The organism is Thomasclavelia saccharogumia DSM 17460, from assembly GCF_000686665.1.
GTDB lineage: Bacteria > Bacillota_I > Bacilli_A > Erysipelotrichales > Coprobacillaceae > Thomasclavelia > Thomasclavelia saccharogumia.
In genome coordinates this window covers 1-20,880 of the sequence record NZ_JMLH01000004.1, presented here as the reverse complement: position 1 = coordinate 20,880, position 20,880 = coordinate 1, and the positions used below count along the sequence as shown (strand labels likewise).

Sequence of the window (20,880 nt, the reverse complement as noted above, 5' to 3'; positions counted from 1 at the left end):
TCGTATCAACCGTTAAGACTATTAACTAATCCTGCATAATCCATTCTGGTAACTTTAGCTACTGTTTTTTTATGATATAATTTTTTAGCATATAAAGATAAAACTAAATTCTCCTCATCTAATCCTGTTAAAGCTAAAAATGCATCAATATTTTCAATTCCTTCTTCAACTAATATTTCTTCATCACTACCATCTGCATTAATAACTGTAACAAAAGGTAGTTTTTTAGCTAATATCTTGCAATTTTCTATATTATTTTCAATTATTTTCACACGTATTCCTAAAACACTCAATTGCTTAGCTAGATAAAATGCAATCTTTCCCCCACCAATGATCATTACTTTTTTTATTTGCTTAGTAATGATTCCAATATCTAAACAAAATCTCGTTAAATCACGATGAGCACCCGTGATATATAAATGATCGCCAGTTTTAATCACATAATTACCATCAGGAATAATTACTTCATCATCTCGACTTACTGCACATATTAAAATATTAGCTCTAGAAATATTATTTAATTTACTTAATTGGATATTATTAAGCTGACTATCTTCACCAACATTAAACTCAGCAAGTTCAACTTTTCCCCTAGCAAAAGTTTCAACTTTTACTGCTGATGGAAAAGATAATGTTCTTCTAATTTCATTTGCAGCTTCTAGTTCTGGATTAATAATCAATGAAAATCCTAATTGATTTCTCATAAAATCACGCTGCTTAGAATAATCTGGATTTCTAACTCTGGCTATTGTATGCTTCGTTCCCATTCTTCTTGCCATTAAACCAGCTAAAATATTTAATTCATCAGAAGCGGTTACACAAATGATCAAATCTGCCTCATCAGCATTTGCTTCCATTAAAATATCATATGACCCGCCATTTCCAACAACTCCAATTACATCATACTGATTTACAACATCATTGATCTTAGCTGCATTTTGATCAATAACAATAATATCATGATCTTCATTAGCCATATATTGGGTTAACGTTTTTCCTACTTTACCGGCACCCAAAATAATAATCTTCATCTAAAGATACCCCCTAATACATCCATTGTAGCTCATTTTTAAGATTTTCTCAACGACATCAAAAGAAGTTTATCATATTTTAGCTAAAATACAAGATAATTAACAAATACTTAAATATTATTTATTATTTAATGAATTTATAGCGAAATTATTCTATTCCTATTTAATAAAAGTATGGAAATTAATCAAAATTTCCATACTTTCTAGTAAATATTTATTATCCATTTTTTCTATTTTATAAAATAATCAAACCGTTCCAATTCTACAGTTTTTCCAATAACTAAAAAACGATCTCCGTTTTTCACAATATAATTAGCCCCAATATTTAATGTCATATTATCAGTACTATCTTTTACCCCAATAACATTCATATGAAACGCTTTTCTAATATCTAAATCTTGAACACTTTTACCGATCCATTCAACTGGTGCATTTATTTCAACAAAAGAATAATCTTTATCTAATTCAACTAAATCAACAATATTTTTTCTAAGTAATGATTTAGCCACTTTGATTCCCATATCCTTTTCAGCTCTGATTACCCTATCAGCCCCTACTTTTTCTAATATTTTAGAAAACTGCTTATTTTTTGCCTTGGCAATTACATATGGAACTCCCAGATCTTTTACATTCATCGTTGTTAAAACAGATTCTTCTAAATGAGTACCAATGGCTATAATAGCAACATCAATATCATCTAAACCTAATGCCCGCAATTGCTCAATATCTGTAGTATCAGCAACAACTGCTTTAGTAACTTCATCTGCAATTCTTTCGACACATGATTCATCTATATCGATTGCAATAACTTCACAATTATATTGTGCCAATGTTGTTGCAACAGTTGATCCAAACACCCCTAAACCTAATACTGCATATTGTTTACTTTTCATTTTTTCTACTCCTAACCTAACAAGACATTACCATCTGTATATCTTACTTCTTTTTTTCCTGCATTAATATAAGATTTTCTAGCAAATGAAATTATTAAAGTAATTGGTCCAATTCTACCAATATACATCAAAATAATAATTATCACTTTGCCTATTACTGTAAGCGATGGTGTTAATGATGCACTTAATCCTACAGTTGCAAAAGCTGAAATAGCTTCAAACATAATATCAATAAATGGAGCATTTTCACTAATGCTTAAAATAAAGATACTCATTAATACTAGTGAAATCCCAATTGTAATAACCGCAAATGACCGAATAATTAAACGTTTAGGAATTCTTCTAGCAAACACAGCTACTTCTTTTCTACCATGATATATATTATAGACCATTAAAATACTGATTGCAAAAGTTACTGTTTTAATTCCGCCCGCTGTACCAGCAGGTGAACCACCAATAAACATGAGAATACACATCATGAATTTAGTATACGGATATAAACTTGCTATATCTACAGTTGCAAACCCTGCTGTTCGTAATGTTGCCGATTGGAAAAAAGACACCTGTAATTGATCTAAAAACTTTAATTTACCAAGAGTATAAGGATTATAAAATTCACATAAATAAAATAAGATCATTCCCGCAATTAATAGAATAGCAGTCATTACTAAGACTAGCTTAGTATGTAGGCTGAAATTTTTAAATAAATGATGGAAGTTAAATTTAGATGGTTTATGACGCTCTTTTTTTATTGTTTTAGCTACATCAAACCAAACAATAAAACCTAAACCACCCATAATTATTAAAGCTGGAATAACAATATTGATTATTACATTACTTTGATAACCGATCAACGAATTACTTCCTAAAACATCAAATCCGGCATTGCAAAATGCTGAAACAGCATGAAAAAAAGCAAAATATACTCCTTTAACTAAGCCATAATCAGGAACGAAAACAAAGCACAATAAAGCGGCACCTATTCCTTCGATCATAAAAGTATATTTGATTACATTTTTTACAAATTTAGGAATTGCATTTAAAGATGGTTGATTAAGAGCTTCTTGTAAAACTATTTTATTAGTCAAAGAAATCTTTTTGTTGACCATTATTAAAAGTAAATTTAAAAATGTTAAAAAACCTAAACCACCAATTTGAATCAAAATAATAATGATCAATTGTCCTAACAAATTAAATTGTTCACTTATTACAACTGGTACTAATCCCGTAACACATGTTGCTGAGGTCGCAATAAATAAATTATTTAAATATGATGTCGGACTTCCATTATTACAAATCGGCAAACTTAATAAAATCGATCCAATAAAAATTACTGCTAAAAAACTAAGTGCAATCTGTCTAGTGGGACGCATTGCATGATGTTCACGTCTTTTTTTCAATATTTCGAATTTCATACCATTTTTCGACCTTCCTAAAAGAATAAGTGATCAATCAAAATCTTACAGCCCATAACAATCAACAAGATACCACCTGTTAATTCAGCCTTACTTTTATATTTTTCCCCAAAAACATTTCCAACTTTTACTCCAATTATACAAATAATAAAAGTAATAAAACCAATAATTGAAGATGATAAAACAATTGAAACATTAAAAAAAGAAAATGTAATTCCTACTGCTAAAGCATCGATACTTGTCGCAATCGACAGCATGATCAAATCTCCAAAGCGTAAAGTATCATCTAAACACTCATCATCTTCTTTACCTAAAGCCTCTTTGATCATATTCACACCAATTAATCCTAATAAGATAAAAGCAATCCAATGATCGATCGCTGCAATCTTAGAAGCAAAAGTAGTTCCTAAAACATATCCTATTGCTGGCATCAGTGCCTGAAACCCGCCAAAAAATAAAGCAATTATAACCGCTTTTCGATAACTCATCTTCTTCATCGCAAGTCCCTTACAAATTGAGACTGCAAAAGCATCCATCGCTAATCCAATTCCAATAATCGCAATTTCTATGACTGACATTTTTCTTTCTCCCCTTTTAAAATTAATTCACTACATTTTAATCCATCTAATGCACTAGACATGATTCCACCAGCATAACCAGCTCCCTCACCGATTGGATAGATTCCTTTGATGTTACTTTGATATGATTCATCGCGATAAAATCGAACCGGTGCTGAACTACGTGATTCTACTCCAGAAAGAATTGCATTACTTGTAAACCCAGAAAATTTTTGATTCATTAATTCTAAACCTTCTTTTAAAGAAGCATTTATCTCGGGACTAAACAAAGCGTTTAAATCTGCTTCTTTCACGCCTGGTAAAACACTGCACTTAACAGTACTTTCATTGACTTGTTTCATTAAATAATCTTCTACTTTCATCACAGGAATATGATAATTACTACCGCCAAGTATAAAGGCTTTATGCTCTAACTCACGTTGATAGGTAACTCCAGATAACGGATGATCATCTTTAAAATCATCGGGTCCCACCGTTACTAAGATAGCACTATTGGCATTAGTATCATCACGAGCCTGGTTGCTCATTCCGTTTACTACTACACCCCCTGATTCGCTACTTGAATTAATAACTCGTCCTCCAGGACACATACAAAATGTATAAACACCCCGGCCGCTGCTTGTTTTAACAGCCAATTTATAATCTGCGGCTTTTAATTTAGGATGATTTGCATATTTACCATATTGATGTTCATTAATAAATGATTGCAGGTGTTCGATTCTAAGTCCTACAGCAAAAGCTTTCGGTTCCATTTTCAATCCTCTTTGATACAACATTTCATAAGTATCACGAGCACTATGCCCAATCGCTAAAACTAAGCGGTCTGGCTTCATCGTCATGATTTGATCTTGCTGGCGTACTTTAATATTTACTAAGTGCTGATCTTTTATTTCGATATCAACAAGCTGACTATCAAATAATACTGTACCCCCATTTTCAATTATCTTTTCACGCATACTTTTAACAACATTGATCAAATAGTCTGTACCTACATGCGGCTTATTCATATATAAAATATCTTCATTAGCACCATGAGCTACAAAAGTTTCTAAAATAAATTGTTTTCTTTTATCTTTGACACCTGTGGTAAGTTTTCCATCACTAAAAGTTCCGGCACCACCTTCACCAAATTGAACATTACTATTTAAAAGCAGTTTACCAGTTTTAAAGAAATTATCAATATCTTCTTTTCTTTTATCTACCTTGCTGCCTCTTTCGATCAAAGTCACTTTTTGTTTAGCTCGGGCTAAGTTATACGCACAAAATAAACCCGCCGGTCCACTACCTATCACTACAATATGTTCATCATTAGCTTTTAAAACTGGATAATGGTATGGCTTTACTTGGCTAAGCTGTAATTTAGGATATTTTTTTTTTACCATTTCCTCATTATCAATTTCAAATTCAAAACTACAGACAAAATGAACTTTATTCTTTCTTCTTGCATCAATAGCCTGTTTTACTAACTTTACATTTTTAATTTTATTCTTGGAAATATTTAATTGCTGTGAGATTACCTGTCGATAATCTTTAGTGTCTAATGAAACATTCAAATTATTAATTCTAATCATCGTATCTTCCCTTACTTAATATTGTTTTAGCGATATGATATCCTGAAGCAAACGCAAAATGCAGATTATAACCGCCACAGTCGCCATCTACATCTAATATTTCTCCTGCAAGATAAATTCCCGGATATTTCAAACTTTCTAAATTTTCATCGATTTCCTCAAGGCTTACACCGCCTCGCATTACTTGAGCTTTTTGATAACCATATGTTCCTAATACTTTAAAATGAACATCTTTTAAATTTTTTACATTTTTTAATACTTTGGCTAATTTATCATTAAATATTCCTTCAAGATAATAATTACCATATTTCTCTAAGCGCTGTTTCAATAAAATTTTAACTTCTTTATCGTCAAGATCTTCTAATAAATCCAAACTTATTACAGCATTATTACAATTACCTGGCAATAACCTTGATAACTGCATAATACAAATCCCTGATAATCCTTGATCAGTAAACAGAACTTCACCAGATTGACTTTCAATTAATTTATTATCGAGATATAAACTAGCTTTACATTTGACTCGTACCCCCTTTAATTGCATGTATGCCGGCTTAGTTTTTACTTGAACTAGACTAGGATACAACTTTATCATCTTTAAATCAAGGTCCTTAACCAAATCATAATTATTTTCTCCTGATAAACAAGAAGCTGGTGAACCTGTTGCAATAACAACATTATCACATTCATAATTACCTTTAGTACTTTTAACAAGATATCCTTTTTGTTTTTTGATTATTTTTAAAGCCTGGCACTCTTCAATCAAAGCAACTTGATCAAAATTATTCATCAACGCATTCTTTATTGTTAAACTCTGATTTGAACGGGGATACAATAATGTCCCAACCTGTCTAGTTAATACTCCAATTTGATCAAAATAAGTCTTAGCATCAAAATCATGAATAATTTTTTCAATTCGTTTATCATTTGTGTTATAGAAACGCATATCTAAATTAGTATTAGAAAGATTACAGCGACCATTACCGCTAGCTAAGATCTTTCTTCCAGATTTATTCGACTGTTCAAGAATAATTACATTAGCATGATGATCAGCTAATTCATGGCCACATATCAATCCACTTGCTCCAGCACCAATAATTACAGTAGTTTCCATCGTTTATCTCCTTGTATAATGCCTAGATTATAGCATAATCTATGATCTTTTAAAATAAATGGTGCTAATAAACTTTAATTATCTAAAGTAAAGTGTTAAATTCCACTTTAGATGATTATAAGTAATAAAAAGTATACTTGATAATATTAATCGATAAGTGTATAATTTAAAAGGATTTATCACTTTAAGGAGGAATTATTTATGGGTAGAGCACATGAAGTGCGTAAAGTTGCAATGGCAAAAACAGCAGCAAAAAAAGCTAAATTATATTCACGCTATGGAAAAGAAATTTACTTGATTGCTAAAGCTGGAGGTCCTGAACCAGATGGTAACTTAGCTTTAAGACGAATGATTGAAAAAGCCAAAAAAGAACAAGTACCTGCTGATGTCATTAAAAGAGCAATTGATAAAGTAAAAAGTGGTGTTACTGAAAATTATGAAGAAAAAGTATTTGAAGGATATGCTAACGGTGGCGCTACAATAATCGTTAAATGTTTAACAGATAATATTAATCGTACAATTTCACAAGTACGTCCTGCCTTTACTAAATCTAAAGCTAAATTAGGAAATGAAGGATCAGTTACTTATTTATATGATGTCATTAGTGTTGTTAGTTTTAAGGGATTAGATGAAGAAACTGTTTTAGATGCTTTAGTTATGGCTGAAATTGATGCAAAAGATATTATTAGTGAAGATGATGGTTCGATTAAAATTATTGGTGAGCCAACTGATTTAAACAAAATCAAAGAAGCAATCGAAGGAATTAAAGCTGATGTTGATTTTGACATCGATGAAATTCAAACTTTACCTCAAGATACTGTAGAACTTGCTGGTGAAGACATGGAATTATTTGAACGCTTAATGAATAATTTAAATGATTGTGATGATGTTGACCAAATCTATCACAATGTTGCAAACTATGATGAGGGAGAATAATTACTCCCTTTTGTTGTATAGGAGCTAAGATATGAAAATTACTTATTTATATAATAGTGGTTTTATTGTGGAATTAGAAAAACATATTTTATTATTTGATTACTTTAAAGGAAAGCTTCCTAAATTAGATTCAAATAAAGCTTTATACGTCTTTGTTTCCCATTTACATTATGATCATTATAATCCTGTTATTTATGATCTTGATCATCCTAATATTACTTATATTATTGATCATGAAATTGATAATAAAGGCATCAAAGTATATCCTCATAAAACTTATAAAATCGATGATCTTCATCTTCAAACACTACTTTCAACCGATGAAGGAGTTGCCTTTGTAGTCAAAGTTGAAAACAAATATTTATATCATGCTGGTGATTTGCACTGGTGGCATTGGCTGGGAGAACCAGAAACTGATAATGAATACCAGGCCGTTACTTTTAAAAAAGAAATTGCCAAACTGGTTAATATAAATTTTGATCTAATGATGATTCCTTTAGATCCTCGTCTTGAAGAAACAACCTGGTGGGGCATGAATCATATCTTGAAAAATATTAAAACTAAATATGTTTTACCAATGCATTTTGGTAATGATATCAATAAAATGCTCGATTATCTTGACTATGAACCACTAAACCAATATCATAATATTATTAAGATTCATCACCCAGGTGAAATCTTTATCTTAGGAGAAGACCATGAACATTAAACCATACCAGCATCTTGCTAAATACTATGAAACTGATCAAATGGGCATCATTCATCATTCAAATTATATTCGCTGGTTTGAAGAAGCGCGAATTGATTTTATGAACCAAATCGGTTTAACTTATAAAACAATGGAGAAAGAAGGCATTATTTCTCCCGTATTAGAAGTATCTTGTAAATACTTGCAAATGATGTATTTTGATGATATCGCTACTATTAAAGTAAAAATTGATGAATACAGCAGTGTTCGTTTTGCTTGTAGTTATGAAATTTATAATCAAAATAATATTCTTTGTACAACGGGCACTTCAAAACATTGTTTTATTAACAAAGATGGTAAACCTGTTAGTTTAAAGAAAATCAAGCCAGAATATGATCAGTTATTTAAAAAAGTAAAAAATAAAAATGCTTATCCGTTATAGAATAAGCATTATTTTTTTGGTAAAATTTCAATCCAATAATCATCAGGATCATTAATAAAGTATAATCCCATCGCTTTATTTTCAAAACAAATACATCCCATCTCTTTATGTAATTGATAGGCTTTTTCATAATCATCAACTTCAAAACAAATATGACTTTCATTTTCTCCTAGATCATATGCCTGGGGATGATCTTTTAACCAGGTTAACTCAATTTGAAAATTACTTATTCCATCTCCTAAATAAGTAAGAATAAAACTTCCATCACTAGCTTCTTTTGTTCTTTCCACTTTAAGCCCTAAAGCCTTTTGATAAAACGAAACACTCTTTTCAATATTTGTAATATTAATATTACAATGTACACACTTAAATTCCATAAATTTCCTCCTTAATAAACTGTTTTATAATTTGCATCATCAATATCTAATTTACCAAAATATTTTTCAAAATCAACACCAACAAAATTAGATAAATCTTTCATTTCCAAGACCGTTTTTACATCAACTGCAATCCCATTTTCCATCCGATCTTTAACCGCTTCAACTTCTTTTTGACCATGAGTATAAATCCGTGTCTGTCCAGCTGCTTTAGGGGCATCCCTTAATTCCTGTAAAAAAGTTGAAAAATGCGCCTCAATATCTTGAGGATCACCAAATATTTTTGGATCTATAGCAATAAAACCATGACAAGTTCCACCAATACCATCGGTATGTGTATGATTTGATGTCAATCCTTGAGATAAAATAGAACAAAAAATTTCACAAAACATACCATATCCATATCCTTTATGGCTTCCTAATTGTTCTGTAGAACCACCAAGAGGCATAATACCGCCACCAACTTTATCAGCAATATTAGTCAAAACATCAGGTGCATCAGTTGAAGGATTACCATCTTTATCCAAAGCCCATCCTTGAGGCAGCTGTTTTTCAGCCTTTCGATACATTTCCAGTTTTCCTCTTGTTACAACGGTTGTCGAAGCATCGAAAAAAAACGGATATGGTTTAGCAGGCATAGCTAAAGCAATGGGATTTGATCCTAACATTGCTTTACGCGCAAAAGTTGGAACCATGATAGCTTCAGAATTCGTAAAAGACATTCCTATCATCCCCTGGTCACAAGCCATCTTAGCATAATATCCCGCAATTCCATAATGATTAGAATTTCTAACACTTACAACTGCTATTCCTACATTCTTAGCTTTTTCAATACATTTTTCCATTGCAAATTTACTTATTAACTGACCCATCCCCGCATTTCCATCAATTACTGCCGAAACAGGCGTTTCAAAAACTATTTCCGGCTTAGCATCAACCTTGATCATTCCTTTTTCAATTCCTTTATGATATCTTGAAAGTCTCTGCATTCCATGTGATTCAATTCCATAAATGTCTGATAATAACAAGACATCGGTAATAACCTTACTTTCTTCTGGAGTGAATCCAAATTTTTCAAAAGCTTCATTACAAAAAGCATTTAAAACATCAAACTTAAACTTTATATGTGCCATAATCTACCTCATTTCTTTTAAATTGTATACATTCTATCATAAACTATTTTTTCTGTCATTAATAAAATGAAGTAGAACAACAGCTCTACTTCATTATCCTTGATTCATATTAATTACACTATAATGTGCAGATCATCACTGACATATTACCATCATAATCAACTTCTTTTTGATCAGCACACACAATAAAATTATCACCGATTTTTACATCACTACCAGCAATTTTTCCTTCACCTTTGATTACTGTCACTAATTGAAATGGTTTATCATTAATAATTGTATTTTTACCTGTTAAGTCATATTTATTAACTGTAAAAAATTCACTAGCAATTAATTTTGTAACAGTTCCGTTTTCAATTGCTGTAACTACTTGATTATCATTTGTATATGGCTGATATGGTACTTGTGTTACATCAATTGACTGCTGTACATGTAATTGCCGCTCATTACCATTAGCATCTTTACGATGATAATCATATACACGATATGTGATATCTGATGACTGCTGTGCTTCATAAATTAACGAACCACTACAAATTGCATGAATCGTTCCAGCAGGAATGTAGAAAAAATCGCCTTCTTTGATTCCAAACTTATTTAATAAATTATCATAATCATCATTTTCAATTGCTGCTACAAATTCTTCTTTAGTCTTAGCATGATGTCCCATTACCATTTGGGTATTTTCATCAGTTCCTAAAACATACCAGCATTCTGTCTTACCTAAAGAATTTTCATGAACTGCCGCATATTCATCATTAGGATGAACCTGTACTGATAGATCATTGCAGGCATCAATAATTTTAACTAACAACGGAAATTGATCACCTTCGATATTACCGAATAATTCTCGATGTTCAGCCCATAGTTCAGATAATTTTTTACCTGCAAATTCACTATTAGCCATTGTACAGTCACCGTTTTGATGCGCTGATATCGCCCAGCATTCCCCTGTATGATTACTTGGAATATCATAGCCATAAATATCTTTTAGTTTATGTCCTCCCCATATCATTTCTTTAAATACAGGATCAACTTTTAAAATATGTCCCATTTTCTACTCTCCTTCTTTCTATAAATTTAAAAAATTCATCAATTTTATCCTCATTAAATACTATTATGCCATGCTTCTCCAACAATTGGCAAGTAATTCCATCACCGTTAATTAAAGTATGACTAAAACTGCCATCATATATCTTATTCTTTCCACAACTAGGACTATTAGCTTTAAGTAAAACAACATCAACATCATGCCTTTTTAAAATCTCTAAAGCCTTTTTAGCCCCTAATTCATATTCTTTTGTCCTGTCTTCACCAGTTATATCAACGACTCGATCTTTTCTGATTTCGCAAGGGTTTCTAGGAATTCCCAATCCTCCTAATACCTCCGGACAAATTATAACTGCTTTTTTACGATCAACCATTTCTTTTATGATTTCAATTAAATTATCATCTCCACGATAAGTACATTTAACTCCTGCTAAACAACTACTTACTCCAATCATCGAGCACCTCCAATATTTCATTAGCATGATAAACTATCTGATCTGCGCCACATTTTGTTAATTCCTGGGCCCCTCTAAATCCCCACGCAGCTCCAATCGATTTAACTTTAGTATTTTTTGCTGTTTGGATATCGACATCACTATCACCAATATAAACAACCTGATCTTTTTTGACATCAAATAAATTAATGACAAGATTAGTTAAACAAGGATCGGGTTTTTTAGGATGCATCTCACTATTTCCAAAGATATATTTAAAACAATCAGGAAATAATGTCTTAGCAATTTTAGAAGCATGAACTTGAGGCTTGTTAGTTACAATAGCTAAATTATAATCATTATTTTTTAAATAATTCAATAGCTCAATAATACCCGGATAGGGTTTCGTTTTATTTAAACAGTTTTGTGCATAAATCTCATCAAATTCCTGCTTGATGTCTTTTACTTCATTTTTATGTTCTAATGGCAGCGCTCTTTCAATTAATTTAGCTACTCCATTTCCTACAAAATAACGATATTGCTCAAGTTCAAAAGTAGGATACCCTCTCTTTTTTAATAATAAATTGGTTGTATCAGCTAAATCTCCTAATGAGTTAACCAATGTTCCATCTAAATCAAATATAATTGTATTAATCATCTAATCAACTCCGTAATACATTATAGCATATATTTTGCCTTTATGCGTTTTTTGTTGCAGGATAATTTTCTTATTAGTTTAAAACTATTTCCATAAGATTTTTAATAATATATATTATTTAATCTTGATGTGCTTTACCAATATCTTCTTGAATACAAATAGACTGTTTTTCAATTAAAACTAGACAAAAAACATTCTGATAATTGATACACCCATATACAGCATGTTTATTTTTAGCTTTCATCTTCCAAAAAGGGTATTTTATAATTACTGGAGTGTTATATTCATTGCACACAATAATAAAAATACAAGAATCCAATAAAATTAAATTACATTCTATCGCATCTTTATTTACTATGACATTGTGTTTTACCTATCTTTACTTTTGTCTGCTTTGCCGGCTAATTTCATAGCCACATTTCTAACTTTGCTGCCATGATATATTGCCATAGTTTTTTGTATTCAGATATTTTTGTCATTGTGTTGTAAACTCAAAATAGTATGAATATATTGTTTCATTCCTCTGAATCAATTCCACATTTTCGATTAGCTTTTTCATAATATACTTTAATACTTTTGAAATTAGTTCATTAGATGAAAGGTTATCTACAATAATCTGTTTTTAATTAATATATGATGCTAAATATCACCAAGAATTATCAATGCATCAACCTCGATAAAAATATATATCAGTTCATCTATCGTGATGAAATCACAGATGATAGAGGTAAAAAACTAGGCATTGATCTCAAGAAAAAATACAGAACAAAAAAGAAAATCAAAAAAATTTTAAAATATTAGAAAACATATCTAAAAACACAATACAGAAAGTACAAAAAGCGCTTCAAAAATTGCCGATTATAAGCACATAAAACACTCTTTTTATCCGATATTTAATTCTAAAGTCAAGATTTATGATAACTTTTTACCAATATTCTATCATAAAAATCAAAAATTAGAGGTAGCATTTATATACTATTAAACGCTACCTCTATACTTATTCGCTTTTTTAATCACAATTTTACTTTCATAAGTGCTCGCAAAAAATTTCCTTCTCTATTTCTGGACCCGGAATATCTAAAATATAATTTTGCTCTTTTTCTAACAAATATCTAATTAAATAATCCAAGCGCTCTTCTTGTAACATTTTTATCTCCTGATTTGTCAAAAGTCCATGATTTCTTATAAGCTCTTATATATCTTATTCACTGACAACACTGATTCTTTCTTGAATATGCGTTCCTTCTATAGCTTCATCAACCATAGCAATTGCATAATCTGCATAGCTAATAGTACTTTCTCCTTTAGCATTTAATATCAATTCTTCGCCACCAAGAATATATTTTCCAGTTCTTTTTCCTTCAGGTTGAAAATCACCTGCTGGACTTACAAATGTCCATTTAACATCAGTTCTTTTTCTTAATTCATCTAATGCTTTTCCTTGAGCATGTGCCAATGGCTTAAAAATATCTGGGAAATCAGGGCCATCCATAACCTGCATTGTATGTTCAGGATTTACATACAAACTACCAGCACCTCCAACAACTAAAAGACGTTTATCGGTATTACTAACCAAATCACATAATTTCTTTAATGAAGTGCTATGAAGTGGCAGTTTTTCTTCACTCCAAGCTCCAAAGGCATCAATAATAATATCAAAATCCGCTAAATCTTCTTTCGTTAGAGCGAATAAATCTTTTTCAATATAATTCTGCGCTACACTTTCATTAGTCCCTCTTGCAATAGCAGTAACATCTAAACCTCTTTCTACTGCTTCTTTTACGATCAATTTACCGGCTTTCCCGTTTGCACAAACAACAGCTATTTTCATTTTAATTTCCTCCTAGATTTTATTTGTTGTAATGTTTGTTATTACAACTATAATATATAACATTTTTATTGTAATTTCAATAGTTACAACTAAATTTTTAAAAAAAACTATATACTTTTTGTATATAGCTCTTCTCAATTTTACATAATTCAAATATTTTAATATATATAATAAATTTTCAAGAATCTTTTTTTCTTTCTACCATTGCCATTTTTAATGTAATTGTTTTCAACTTTTCCTTGTAACTTAATTCAGCTTGATTAAATGCCTCTAAAATCATTGCCTGCTTCTGTTCTTTTACTTCTTTTAATTCATTTAAAAATACCCGTTCAACTAATCCTGTTGCTTTGGCAAACGGTTCTTTCCCCTCAATTGCTTCAAATATATCTAACAAAGTTATTTTTTCTGGAGGCATTTTTAAAGACACTCCACCCTTTTTACCAGCTTCAGAAGAAATTAAACCTGCTACTACTAATTGGCGAATAATTTTTTTTAGATAAGAGTCGGAAACTCCCAAACTCTCAGAAATATTATAACTTTTAAGCGGTATTCCTTCATCACTATGCGCAATCATTATTAATAAGCATATTGCCTGTTCGACACTATTTTTAACTTTCATCATTTTAGCCCTCTAACTTAATAAATATTATTATTTTTTTCATTAACATTTATCTTTCTTGATCATTTCATTTTTATTAGTGATATTTTATATCTATTGTATCATAAATAAAATAGTTTCTGTAAAAATAATTTATAAATTAATTTCTGTAAAAATAATTTATAAATTAATTGACAAAGTATATCTACATAGCTAAAATATGTATTTGTTAATAGATAAACTTTATCCATGGATAAATTATATCCATTAATAATTTAGATTTCAAGAATAAATTAAAATCTAATGGAAGGAGAAAATTTATGATAAAAAAAGAATGGTCAACGTTTTTAAAAAACCGATGGTTAATCATTGTCGCAATAGCAATTATTGCAATTCCAAGTATATATTCAGGGATTTTTCTTGGTTCGATATGGGATCCCTATGGCAATACAAGCAGTATTCCTGTAGCTGTCGTAAACGAAGATCAAAAAGTAACATATAATCAAACTGTTTTAGATGTAGGAAAAGAATTAGCTAATAATCTTGAAAAAAATGATTCCATGAATTTTAACTTAGTTAGTGCCACTAAAGCTAATCAGGGGCTAAAAGATGGTGATTATTATATGATAATTACTATTCCTCGTGATTTTTCTAAAAATGCAACAACATTATTAGAAAAAGAGCCTAAAAAAATGATTTTGACATATATAACAAATCCAGGAACAAGTTATATTGCCTCAAAAATGGATGATTCTGCAGTGACAAAAATTAAGGATGAGGTATCTGCAACTGTTACTAAAACATATGCTAAAACTATTTTTGAACAAATTAATAATATTGGTAATGGTATGAATGAAGCTGCTGATGGTTCAAATCAAATAAATGATGGTGCTAATCAACTAATTGATGGTAATAATTTAATTACAACAAATTTAAAAACATTAGCTGATAGTACTCTGATTTTTAGCGATGGCGCAACATCACTAAGTTATGGACTTTCTTCTTATCTTGATGGTGTCAACTCTGTTAATAATGGTGTCAAAGATTTAAATAGCGGTTTAGATACATTAAACAGCAACACTCAAGCCATATCCGGTGGTATTGATCAGCTCGATGCTGGTGTTGAACAATTAAAAGAAGGTAGCAAACAGTTAGAGACTGCTCTTACAAATGCTAAAGCAACGCTAGATAACCAACTAAATAGTGAAACAGAAGCTGGTATCAATGCTTTAATAACTCCTAATCCAGTAACTGGTAAAACGGCTTTAGAAACTTTAAATTATGGTATTCAAGCATTAAATCAAAGTCTTAAAACAACTAGTAACGACAGTAGTAATCTTAATGTAAAGGACTATCTTAATAACATCGATAACACTTTAGACAGTGCTCAAACATCAATAACAGAAATAAACAATGCTTATAATCAAGCCTTACAAAACGCTTTAACTAGCAACGCTGGTAAGACACTTGATCAAGAAACGATTGATAACATTATTTCAAGTATAAAAAATGATCAAAATATTAATGAAGCCAATATAAAAGCAGTCACTAATGTAAAAACAGCTAAAATTACTACCGATACTGTATTTAATAATCTACAACTTACTGTTAGTTCTCTTGCTGGCGGTTCTGCTCAGGCTTTACCAGGTGCCAATCAGGCAATTAAACAATTATATACTGGTTTAAAAACAGTTCAGGCGGGATTAGGTGACCAAATAACATCAAATACTTTAATTAACGGAGCTAGCTCAATCTATCAGGGAAGTTTAGCACTTAATCAAGGAACAACAACTTTAAGTAATGGTTTTACTGCTTATAGCAATGGTGTAAATAGTGCTAAAACTGGTTCTAATCAATTATTAGCTGGAACCAATACATTAATTAATAATAATCCAACTATTTTTAATGGTAGTAAGCAGTTAGCTGATGGTGCTAAGCAAATTACTTCTGGAGCTGATCAATTATATGAAGGTTCAAATACTTTAAATAATGGTTTACTAACTTTGAAAGACGGAACTACTACATTGGCTTCATCATTAGGTGATGGTGCTAAACAAGTCAGTGAAATTAAAAGCAGTGATGACACATTTGACATGTTATCAACACCAGTAAAACTATCTCATCAAGAAATATCTACAGTTGAAAATAATGGTCACGGTATGGCTCCATATATGATGAGTGTTGGACTATATGTTGCCTGTATGGCATTTACCTTAATGTATCCATTATTTAATGATATTGAAAAAGCTGAAAGCGGCTTAAAGTACTGGTTATCTAAAGCAACTGTCTGGTTTACTATTTCTACTATCGCAGCAATTATAATGATTGGATCTTTGATGTTATTTTGTGATTTTGCTCCACAGCAATTATTAATGACATTTATCTTTGCGGTTATTGTTGGTGCTGCATCGATGGCTTTAGTAACTTTATTAAGTATTGTCTGTGGAAAAATTGGTGAATTTATTTTACTTGTTTTTATGGTAATCAACTTGGGTGGTTCTGCAGGTACGTATCCATTGGAAACATCCTCAGCAATTTTTAAAGCTATTCATCCATTTGTTCCTTTCACTTATAGTGTTGATGGCTTTAGAAAAGTTATCAGTATGCCTAATGTTTCAATAAGTTATGAAATCATTGTGTTTATTGGAATTATCGTTATTTGCAGTCTTTTAACGATTCTTATTTATGACCATCGAATAAAAAAACCTGCACCATTAATTCCTCAAGCATTTGAAAATGTAAATGAATAAATTTATAAGAAGCTATAATTAATAAATTAGTTATAGCTTCTTTTTATATAAAGATAAAAATATATAATACTACTAAAAAGGATTGCAATAACAATAATTTCAATCCTTTATTATTTGGTTGTTCATCCACTTAATTTTAAATGATCTATAGTATATTTAGATGAATTTGACATTTCTCAAGATTTTGATATTTAGCAATAGTTCCCTGAATTTTTGTTTACCATTGCTTATACTTTTCTTGATAACACAGTGATAATTCTTCAACAATTTATCTATCATTAATTATTTTTCATATATTTTTAGCTATTTTTTCATTAATATTTCTAGAAATAATCAAACATAATTTTCTTTAAAAAGATTATCAAATAATGTTAAAAGTTTACCTATATTCTTCATTTATATTTCTTATATCTCAAGATTACCTACATTGTTAAAAAATCAATCGTACCACTATAATATTCAACATTCGTTATAGACATCTATAAATTTGATTTTTGAAGTATAAAGACTGTCTTTTTCTAACATTTCAAGACTATTATCATTAATATTTATTATTTCAATATTCGAATCAATCATTCTCTATTGATATCATTTTTAAACATTTCAATTACTCTTATTTTTCTTCTAATATCTTATAATTATCAATATATAATGATATTTCCCCACTTTTAGGGCAAACTGCTACTTTTACTTTACCAAATTCCTCAGTCATAATTTCCTGGCCTTTAGATAACAATACTAGTGCGACTCACGCCATTAATGAGCTTATTTTCAAACCATATTCTTCTAACATTTCACTACCACAACGATAACATTTTCTCATTTTTATCCATTCTAAAATAACGATTTTTTTAATAATTCTATTTAAAATATATCATATTAAAATAGTAACAGCACTACTTAACTGTTACTTTTTGATATTTTTTTATTTTAGATATAAAGAAATAAAGAATTACTAAAAAGATTGCTAATCCATAAGGAAAAATAAAATCTATTATTTTCCCTTTAACATCCCCTACAGCATCACGTTCAATCATTATATCATTAAAATACTCTTCTTGATACAATAAATAATCACCATAATAAATGCTTAAATTACCAACTTTAGTTCCTTTTTCTAAAGGAGCTTCAAGCTTTTCAAAAGAATACTTATATTTTAAATCATCTTTATTAAAATCATTAGGTAAAAAAGCAGAAACATCATTTTGATTTTCAATCACGATCTTTTGATTGTCCTTTGCTACTTCTACATCTAAATTTTTAACTTGCGTTCCCTTAGCTAAAATTGACTGCATTGAATAATTTTGACTAACATAATTTACAATATCCAAAGTATCTTGTACTGCAGCACGAGGTTTAAGATCATTATTAATTGACTTACCTACGATAGTAATAATTTCATTATTACCCACTATATCCAAACTTGATAAACAGTTTTTAGCAGCATCTGTATAACCACTTTTACAACCTAAAATACTGCTAGTATCAATATGACTTCTATTAGCATTATATATCGACTTATTCACCCATTGATGTAAACCATTTGAAGAAGTAGCAAAGCGTTTTGAATATATTTCTCTAAATTGTTCATTTTCAACAGCATACTTAACAATTAGCGCCATATCATGGGCGGTTGTATAATGATTTTCATCATGAATTCCTGTCGTATTAACAAAATGAGTATCTTTTAACTCTAATTTTTCAGCCAACTCATTCATTTTATTAACAAACTCTTCTTGGCTACCGCATAAATTATTTGCTAATGCTCTTGTAGCATCGGCACCGCTTGGTAAAATCGCCCCCAGCAGCAAATCATTATATGTAACTGTTTCACCTATTTCAAAATTAGCTGATGAAGCCCCTGTTTCCCAAACAGTATCAATATCACTTTGAGTGATTACGGTCGTTGCATTAAAATCTTTGATCATCTCAATAGCAACGATCGTCGTCATAACTTTTGTCATGCTAGCAGGATACATCCGTTCATCCATATTCTTGTTGTAGAGTACTAATCCACTTTTAGCATCGATGGCAACTGCATATTGTGCTGTTAAACCAATATCCTCACTATTTTCAAGAGCCCGTAGCGGAGTAATTAAAGCAAGTAAACATAATCCAGCAATAATAAAACTTACAATTTTTTTAAACATTTAATTCACCTCCCCTGGCTTTTATCTTTAAAAAGGATAATTTTGTCTCTGAAACAATAATTGCAACAAAAATTATAATAAATCCTAAAAATACTTTTAATGTTAATACTTCCCCATAAAATAAAACTGAAAAAAAGACACCAAATACTGATTCTAAACTTAACAATATTGCAGCATTACATTCACTAACTAAATGTTGACCAACATTTTGACAAAGCAAGGTAACTGCTGTAGCAAAAAAAGCTAAATAACCAATCTGCATAATAATACTGCTATCAATTTGTTTGATCAGTGAAATATCCTCAAAGAACAAAGCTCCTAGAAAAGCTAATACTGCTGTCATTGCAAACTGTAAAGTTGTCAGTTTTATCGGATGCATCTCTTTAGAATATTTCTTGATTGCAAGAATATGAAACGCATAAAAAAGACCTCCTATAAGTGTCAATAGATCCCCCATATTAATGGACAAATCACCATCTAAAGAAACTAAACCAACACCTAAAACACATAGTACAGCCGCTATAAAATTATAATTATCAGGTCGTTTATGATAAAATATCCAAACCAAAAATGGTACGATTGCACAATACACAGCTGTTAAAAATGCATTTTTACCAGGAGTTGTCATAGTCAAGCCCAATGTTTGCACCAAATAAGCTAAAAATAGACATGTACCAGTAATCATTCCACCTTTAAGATCCTTTAATTTTATATCTTTAATATATTTATAAAACATGATACTCATGATTACTGTAGCTAATGAAAATCTAATAAAAAGTAACACATTAGGCGTTAAAAAATCTACAGCACTTTTCATCACAATAAAAGAGCTGCCCCAAATCATTGCCGCTAACACTAATAACAATGAACCTTTAATCTTATTACTCACAATCACTCCTCCAATATACTTGTACATTTTAACATTTTCGACATCTTTCAACAATATCTATTTTAAATTAATTATTATTTCTAATTTTGATAGCATCTTCAAAATATAATTCATCATTCTATTTTTATTTAAAACATTTTAATTTATCAATAATTTTTAATCGTAATATTAATATCAGACAAAAACAATAAATATAGATAAAATCTTCATTTTTTTAATTTTATGTATTTTCAATTGCAAACAGCTCTAAAATCTTGAGTTTCGCAGTAAAATTTATTAAAAAAAGGCCAAAAGCTAGCTGTTATGCGCGTTTTGGCCTTTTTAGTTTTTACATTTCCATGT

General features: G+C 30.2%; 20 protein-coding genes. 4 read left to right on the top strand and 16 right to left on the bottom strand.

Annotated features, from left to right (window positions below; all coding sequences use genetic code 11):
• Positions 1 to 5 precede the first annotated feature (5 nt).
• The 6 genes from trkA to BR82_RS0101950 all read right to left on the bottom strand — a co-directional run bounded on the left by trkA (position 6) and on the right by BR82_RS0101950 (position 6,602).
• A complete protein-coding gene (gene trkA, locus BR82_RS15005; RefSeq protein WP_240474493.1) occupies positions 6 to 1,031 on the bottom strand; it encodes a Trk system potassium transporter TrkA in 1,026 nt (341 codons plus the stop codon).
• Positions 1,032 to 1,261: 230 nt separating this feature from the next.
• Positions 1,262 to 1,924 (bottom strand): potassium channel family protein, encoded by a 663-nt coding sequence (locus tag BR82_RS0101970; RefSeq protein ID WP_027088794.1) that lies wholly within the window; start codon positions 1,922 to 1,924, stop codon positions 1,262 to 1,264.
• A gap of 11 nt (positions 1,925 to 1,935) precedes the next feature.
• Complete coding sequence (locus BR82_RS0101965) at positions 1,936 to 3,339, bottom strand: TrkH family potassium uptake protein (RefSeq protein WP_027088793.1); 1,404 nt, start codon at positions 3,337 to 3,339, stop codon at positions 1,936 to 1,938.
• Between the two features lie 17 nt (positions 3,340 to 3,356).
• Positions 3,357 to 3,917, bottom strand: coding sequence for a manganese efflux pump MntP (locus BR82_RS0101960; protein ID WP_027088792.1), 561 nt, complete (start codon positions 3,915 to 3,917; stop codon positions 3,357 to 3,359).
• Positions 3,905 to 5,488, bottom strand: a complete 1,584-nt coding sequence (locus BR82_RS0101955) for an NAD(P)/FAD-dependent oxidoreductase (protein ID WP_027088791.1) — start codon at positions 5,486 to 5,488, stop codon at positions 3,905 to 3,907. Before BR82_RS0101955 ends, BR82_RS0101960 begins: the two co-directional genes overlap by 13 nt.
• Positions 5,481 to 6,602, bottom strand: coding sequence for an aminoacetone oxidase family FAD-binding enzyme (locus BR82_RS0101950; RefSeq protein WP_027088790.1), 1,122 nt, complete (start codon positions 6,600 to 6,602; stop codon positions 5,481 to 5,483). The genes BR82_RS0101955 and BR82_RS0101950 overlap by 8 nt, the downstream gene beginning before the upstream one ends.
• Before the next feature lie 201 nt (positions 6,603 to 6,803).
• On the opposite strand from BR82_RS0101950, the gene BR82_RS0101945 reads away from it, so the two are divergent.
• The 3 genes from BR82_RS0101945 to BR82_RS15000 are packed head-to-tail and all read left to right on the top strand — an operon-like array spanning position 6,804 to position 8,668.
• Positions 6,804 to 7,538: a YebC/PmpR family DNA-binding transcriptional regulator gene (locus tag BR82_RS0101945; protein WP_027088789.1), complete on the top strand. Its 735-nt coding sequence runs from the start codon at positions 6,804 to 6,806 to the stop codon at positions 7,536 to 7,538.
• 31 nt (positions 7,539 to 7,569) lie between these two features.
• Positions 7,570 to 8,247: an MBL fold metallo-hydrolase gene (locus BR82_RS0101940; protein ID WP_027088788.1), complete on the top strand. Its 678-nt coding sequence runs from the start codon at positions 7,570 to 7,572 to the stop codon at positions 8,245 to 8,247.
• Positions 8,237 to 8,668: an acyl-CoA thioesterase gene (locus BR82_RS15000; protein ID WP_024720986.1), complete on the top strand. Its 432-nt coding sequence runs from the start codon at positions 8,237 to 8,239 to the stop codon at positions 8,666 to 8,668. The genes BR82_RS0101940 and BR82_RS15000 overlap by 11 nt, the downstream gene beginning before the upstream one ends.
• An 8-nt stretch (positions 8,669 to 8,676) precedes the next feature.
• Here the strand turns inward: BR82_RS15000 and BR82_RS0101930 are convergent, their stop codons facing one another.
• The 8 genes from BR82_RS0101930 to BR82_RS0101890 all read right to left on the bottom strand — a co-directional run bounded on the left by BR82_RS0101930 (position 8,677) and on the right by BR82_RS0101890 (position 14,773).
• Positions 8,677 to 9,045 (bottom strand): VOC family protein, encoded by a 369-nt coding sequence (locus BR82_RS0101930; protein ID WP_024720987.1) that lies wholly within the window; start codon positions 9,043 to 9,045, stop codon positions 8,677 to 8,679.
• An 11-nt stretch (positions 9,046 to 9,056) separates the two neighbouring features.
• Positions 9,057 to 10,178 (bottom strand): Ldh family oxidoreductase, encoded by a 1,122-nt coding sequence (locus BR82_RS0101925; RefSeq protein WP_027088787.1) that lies wholly within the window; start codon positions 10,176 to 10,178, stop codon positions 9,057 to 9,059.
• A gap of 118 nt (positions 10,179 to 10,296) precedes the next feature.
• Complete coding sequence (locus BR82_RS0101920; RefSeq protein ID WP_027088786.1) at positions 10,297 to 11,232, bottom strand: type I phosphomannose isomerase catalytic subunit; 936 nt, start codon at positions 11,230 to 11,232, stop codon at positions 10,297 to 10,299.
• A complete protein-coding gene (locus BR82_RS0101915; protein ID WP_027088785.1) occupies positions 11,210 to 11,683 on the bottom strand; it encodes a 2-thiouracil desulfurase family protein in 474 nt (157 codons plus the stop codon). Before BR82_RS0101915 ends, BR82_RS0101920 begins: the two co-directional genes overlap by 23 nt.
• On the bottom strand, positions 11,667 to 12,320 hold the full coding sequence (locus BR82_RS0101910) for an HAD family hydrolase (protein WP_027088784.1): 654 nt from the start codon (positions 12,318 to 12,320) through the stop codon (positions 11,667 to 11,669). Before BR82_RS0101910 ends, BR82_RS0101915 begins: the two co-directional genes overlap by 17 nt.
• A 118-nt stretch (positions 12,321 to 12,438) precedes the next feature.
• On the bottom strand, positions 12,439 to 12,564 hold the full coding sequence (locus tag BR82_RS17795; protein WP_261794239.1) for a hypothetical protein: 126 nt from the start codon (positions 12,562 to 12,564) through the stop codon (positions 12,439 to 12,441).
• A 957-nt stretch (positions 12,565 to 13,521) separates the two neighbouring features.
• Positions 13,522 to 14,151 (bottom strand): NAD(P)-dependent oxidoreductase, encoded by a 630-nt coding sequence (locus BR82_RS0101895; RefSeq protein WP_027088783.1) that lies wholly within the window; start codon positions 14,149 to 14,151, stop codon positions 13,522 to 13,524.
• 178 nt (positions 14,152 to 14,329) lie between these two features.
• Positions 14,330 to 14,773 (bottom strand): Rrf2 family transcriptional regulator, encoded by a 444-nt coding sequence (locus BR82_RS0101890; RefSeq protein WP_240474492.1) that lies wholly within the window; start codon positions 14,771 to 14,773, stop codon positions 14,330 to 14,332.
• Positions 14,774 to 15,069: 296 nt separating this feature from the next.
• On the opposite strand from BR82_RS0101890, the gene BR82_RS0101885 reads away from it, so the two are divergent.
• A complete protein-coding gene (locus tag BR82_RS0101885; RefSeq protein WP_027088781.1) occupies positions 15,070 to 17,499 on the top strand; it encodes a YhgE/Pip domain-containing protein in 2,430 nt (809 codons plus the stop codon).
• Between the two features lie 896 nt (positions 17,500 to 18,395).
• On the opposite strand, the gene BR82_RS0101875 is transcribed toward BR82_RS0101885, so the two are convergent.
• Both BR82_RS0101875 and BR82_RS0101870 read right to left on the bottom strand, forming a co-directional pair.
• Positions 18,396 to 19,649 (bottom strand): D-alanyl-D-alanine carboxypeptidase family protein, encoded by a 1,254-nt coding sequence (locus tag BR82_RS0101875; protein ID WP_027088780.1) that lies wholly within the window; start codon positions 19,647 to 19,649, stop codon positions 18,396 to 18,398.
• Positions 19,642 to 20,538 carry a DMT family transporter gene (locus BR82_RS0101870; RefSeq protein ID WP_051592714.1) on the bottom strand — a complete coding sequence of 299 codons (897 nt, stop codon included), beginning with the start codon at positions 20,536 to 20,538 and terminating at the stop codon, positions 19,642 to 19,644. Before BR82_RS0101870 ends, BR82_RS0101875 begins: the two co-directional genes overlap by 8 nt.
• Positions 20,539 to 20,880: the final 342 nt, after the last annotated feature.

Bases quoted from the DNA above. Each gene is read 5' to 3' on its own strand.
- trkA (WP_240474493.1), bottom strand. From the start codon at position 1,031: ATGAAGATTATTATTTTGGGTGCCGGTAAAGTAGGAAAAACGTTAACC.
- BR82_RS0101970 (WP_027088794.1), bottom strand. From the start codon at position 1,924: ATGAAAAGTAAACAATATGCAGTATTAGGTTTAGGGGTGTTTGGATCA.
- BR82_RS0101965 (WP_027088793.1), bottom strand. From the start codon at position 3,339: ATGAAATTCGAAATATTGAAAAAAAGACGTGAACATCATGCAATGCGT.
- BR82_RS0101960 (WP_027088792.1), bottom strand. From the start codon at position 3,917: ATGTCAGTCATAGAAATTGCGATTATTGGAATTGGATTAGCGATGGAT.
- BR82_RS0101955 (WP_027088791.1), bottom strand. From the start codon at position 5,488: ATGATTAGAATTAATAATTTGAATGTTTCATTAGACACTAAAGATTAT.
- BR82_RS0101950 (WP_027088790.1), bottom strand. From the start codon at position 6,602: ATGGAAACTACTGTAATTATTGGTGCTGGAGCAAGTGGATTGATATGT.
- BR82_RS0101945 (WP_027088789.1), top strand. From the start codon at position 6,804: ATGGGTAGAGCACATGAAGTGCGTAAAGTTGCAATGGCAAAAACAGCA.
- BR82_RS0101940 (WP_027088788.1), top strand. From the start codon at position 7,570: ATGAAAATTACTTATTTATATAATAGTGGTTTTATTGTGGAATTAGAA.
- BR82_RS15000 (WP_024720986.1), top strand. From the start codon at position 8,237: ATGAACATTAAACCATACCAGCATCTTGCTAAATACTATGAAACTGAT.
- BR82_RS0101930 (WP_024720987.1), bottom strand. From the start codon at position 9,045: ATGGAATTTAAGTGTGTACATTGTAATATTAATATTACAAATATTGAA.
- BR82_RS0101925 (WP_027088787.1), bottom strand. From the start codon at position 10,178: ATGGCACATATAAAGTTTAAGTTTGATGTTTTAAATGCTTTTTGTAAT.
- BR82_RS0101920 (WP_027088786.1), bottom strand. From the start codon at position 11,232: ATGGGACATATTTTAAAAGTTGATCCTGTATTTAAAGAAATGATATGG.
- BR82_RS0101915 (WP_027088785.1), bottom strand. From the start codon at position 11,683: ATGATTGGAGTAAGTAGTTGTTTAGCAGGAGTTAAATGTACTTATCGT.
- BR82_RS0101910 (WP_027088784.1), bottom strand. From the start codon at position 12,320: ATGATTAATACAATTATATTTGATTTAGATGGAACATTGGTTAACTCA.
- BR82_RS17795 (WP_261794239.1), bottom strand. From the start codon at position 12,564: ATGAAAGCTAAAAATAAACATGCTGTATATGGGTGTATCAATTATCAG.
- BR82_RS0101895 (WP_027088783.1), bottom strand. From the start codon at position 14,151: ATGAAAATAGCTGTTGTTTGTGCAAACGGGAAAGCCGGTAAATTGATC.
- BR82_RS0101890 (WP_240474492.1), bottom strand. From the start codon at position 14,773: ATGATGAAAGTTAAAAATAGTGTCGAACAGGCAATATGCTTATTAATA.
- BR82_RS0101885 (WP_027088781.1), top strand. From the start codon at position 15,070: ATGATAAAAAAAGAATGGTCAACGTTTTTAAAAAACCGATGGTTAATC.
- BR82_RS0101875 (WP_027088780.1), bottom strand. From the start codon at position 19,649: ATGTTTAAAAAAATTGTAAGTTTTATTATTGCTGGATTATGTTTACTT.